Annotated in this window: 4 protein-coding genes and 1 other annotated feature; of the genes, 1 reads left to right on the top strand and 3 read right to left on the bottom strand. The window is 24.3% G+C overall.

Translation table 11 applies throughout. The annotated features are described in order from the left end of the window. Both infC and ytxC read right to left on the bottom strand, forming a co-directional pair. Positions 1-350 (bottom strand): translation initiation factor IF-3 (gene infC / locus Q4E08_RS11980; RefSeq protein WP_303131231.1); only part of this gene is annotated, 350 nt, incomplete at its 3' end. A 21-nt stretch (positions 351-371) separates the two neighbouring features. Continuing rightward, positions 372-494 (bottom strand) — a sequence feature (ribosomal protein L20 leader region). A gap of 39 nt (positions 495-533) precedes the next feature. Continuing rightward, positions 534-1,421 (bottom strand): putative sporulation protein YtxC, encoded by an 888-nt coding sequence (gene ytxC / locus Q4E08_RS11975; RefSeq protein WP_303131229.1) that lies wholly within the window; start codon positions 1,419-1,421, stop codon positions 534-536. Between the two features lie 146 nt (positions 1,422-1,567). Between ytxC and Q4E08_RS11970 the strand changes: the two genes are divergently transcribed. Next, on the top strand, positions 1,568-2,269 hold the full coding sequence (locus tag Q4E08_RS11970; protein ID WP_303131227.1) for a DUF6873 family GME fold protein: 702 nt from the start codon (positions 1,568-1,570) through the stop codon (positions 2,267-2,269). A gap of 81 nt (positions 2,270-2,350) precedes the next feature. Here Q4E08_RS11970 and Q4E08_RS11965 read toward each other — a convergent pair whose 3' ends face one another. Continuing rightward, positions 2,351-2,983, bottom strand: coding sequence for an HD domain-containing protein (locus tag Q4E08_RS11965; RefSeq protein ID WP_303131225.1), 633 nt, complete (start codon positions 2,981-2,983; stop codon positions 2,351-2,353). Positions 2,984-3,132: the final 149 nt, after the last annotated feature.

The following is a 3,132-nucleotide window of genomic DNA, read 5'->3' as shown; positions in this document are numbered from 1 at the left end:
TCTCCATCTAATAGGAACTTTCTTGCTTTTTTAGCTTTAATTGCAATGTCATTTTCTTCAATTGTTAAACTTACTCTGATTTCTTTAACATTAATGACTTTTTGTTTCTTCTTAGCTTCTTTTTCTTTTTTTGATTGCTCATATATGAACTTACCTAAATCCATTATCTTGCAAACTGGCGGATTAGCATTTGGTGATATCATAACTAAGTCTAACTCTTGCTCTTCAGCAATTTTAAGAGCTTCCTTACTTGATAATATTCCAAGTTGTTCTCCATCCTTTGATATTACTCTGATTTCTTTCTTTCTAATATCTTCGTTTATTATATAATTTTTACTAATAGCTTCCACCTCCGGATTTTAACAATTAAAACATATAAAAAAGGACGGCTTTAGCCGTCCTGTTTAATCCAATAACTTAAAATCGAAATAAACTAACCTTACTTGCTACACTATTGCGCTCGTAGGTGAGAAACGGCGTTTCTACTTTGCTTTATTATAATATCTAATTATTTTATCTTTGTCAACACTTTTTTATTTAACATCTAAATTCTTAGTTAAATTCACTTCGCTAATAAAATTAACTCTATTTCCAAAGACATTTATTATTGTATCAATAAATTCTTTGTTTGTACAGTATTTTTTTTGATAAATATTTATTTTTTTTGGAGCATTTGTTATTAACCCGCTTATAATCACGTCTTCAACATTTGCATCAACACCTAATTTGCAGTCTGATAACTCTTTCATAAATTCACTAAATAAATTACTATTATTTTCATTTAAAACAGTATACTCTCCTGAATTATTTATGAAAATATTAACTGTATCTATTCTACTATCTTGTATATCAACAAAATACCTTAGTAATTTTATAAACTCTTTATATTCTTTTTCAACCATATATTTCTCTATTATTTTATCTATAATAGATTCTATATAATTTCTTAGTTCTTTCATTCTAAATGTAATAAATCCATTTATATTAAATTCATTGTTTTCTTCTAGACATTCTTTTATTTTAGTTATTATTGTATTTATTTTATTTTCACAATAAACACTTGTTTCATCTCTTATGGAGGTTCTTCTAAAAAACACATCCATAATTATAGTTTCTACCTCTAATATTTCTTCTTGTTTTAAAAAGAAATAGGTATCTGTTATAAATTCAAACAATTCTTTTTCTTTATAGTTTTTTATGACCATTTCATATAAAAGTTCACTTATATATATTTTAATCTTTTCAAAATTTTCTTCACTATAACACTCTTCTTCACACAAAACTTTTACAAGATGAGTTTTACCTTCAATCTTTTCAACTAAACCTATTACTATATTCTTCTTTTTTAGTAGGGCTTTTAATTCTTGTAACTCTTTTATAAAGTCTAAATCTCCCATATAAGCTAATTTCAGCACAAGCATATCTTTCACTCCCTTCTTAGTAATAGTATGTATTGAATATATAATCCCTATACTAAAAATAACTTTGTAAAACTTCCTAAATTTATTGCTTTTTTTACATATTAGTAGTAATTTAAATATATATTTATAATATTAGGAGGATATTTATGTATTCTTTTGTTGATTACAGGATTACCTGTGAAGAATTTTCTAATTTAATAAAAGAAGGTGTAATACCTATAAAAGTCCCAAAATCACCGTTGCTTTATGAAGCTATAAATGGTCATGTTGATATTCAACTAAATATATTAGATAAAAAATCAAAACTTATAGTTGTCCATAAAGATATTGATGCTAATTTTTTAAATATCTTAAAAAATTATTCTATAAATTTTATATTTTCTGAAACCTCTTTAGATTCTAAATATCCTAAAGATATAATTTTAAATGCATTAATTACTGATGAAATTTTAATGCATAATCTTAAATACACAGATAAATCAATATTAAACAACTCACAAAACAAACTAAACTTAAATGTTTCTCAAGGCTACACTAAATGTTCGGTTGTTAATATTTATGATAAAGCATTTATAACATCAGATAAAATTATTTATAATACTTTAGTAAAATCTGGCTATGATACTTTATTTGTTCCACCTGGTGACATAATTTTAGAAGGTTTAGATTATGGATTTATTGGTGGTACTTGTGGCATGATAGGTAAAAACAAATTAGCTTTTTTTGGAAACTTAAATAAATACAAATACGGGAAAGAAGTTCTTTCATTTTTAGAAAAACATAATGTAATTCCAATATTTTTAAAAGATTCAAAACTTATAGATCGAGGTAGTATTTTATCTATATAATCTTCTCTATATAGTACGTTTTTAAATACAAAATGTTTCTTTTTATAGAATAAAAGCTATAAAATTTAATATTTATAGCTTTTATTTTAAATTTACATTTAGGTTATACTTCTTCATAAAATCTTCTATGCTCTCTATTATTTTGTTTTTATCCTCTTTATTTAATCCACCTCTCCCTAACCTATCACACAAAAAAACTAATGATATATCATTCAAATTAACTTCTTCAATCATTTTAATTTCATTTCCAAAAGGTAAATTCTTAGTTATATATAGAAAATGCATATGATATTTTATAAGTTTCTCTACTTTATCTATAAAATCATAATCCTTTACTTTTAGACTAATTAAAAATTCTCTACCATCAATTGCCCCAACTTTATCATGATTATATGATGTCCATCTCCCCTTCCTAAGTTTAGTTGTTTTTAATTTTCCTATATCATGTAACAAAAGTGCCCACATAAAACTTTCTTTATCATTAACATACTTTTTATAATATGCACCATTATCTATAACTAACATTATATGATTCCATACATTTCCTTCTGGATGATATTTAAGTGATTGAGGTACATCTTTCAACCTTTTTAGTTTAATAAAAGGTTCTTCATCTAATTTTCCACTTAACAGCAACTCTTCAAAATACTTTGATGGCTTTTGGCTATTTATTAATATTTCACTTATTTCATTAAAACTTAAAATTTTACTCAATTAAATCCTCTCCCTTCGTAAAATATTTTATCCATAAATATATTTTAAATGTATTTATTTTTTTAATAATTAGTAATCTTTTATATGTTTTTGCATATAATTTAATTATAAGGCGCTATAGCCAAGTGGTAAGGCAGAGGTCTGCAAAA

It is taken from the genome of Clostridium sp., from assembly GCF_030532265.1.
Taxonomy (GTDB): Bacteria; Bacillota; Clostridia; order Clostridiales; family Clostridiaceae; genus Clostridium.
Note: the sequence above shows the minus strand (reverse complement) of the source record. Positions and strands in the feature narration are given on the sequence as shown.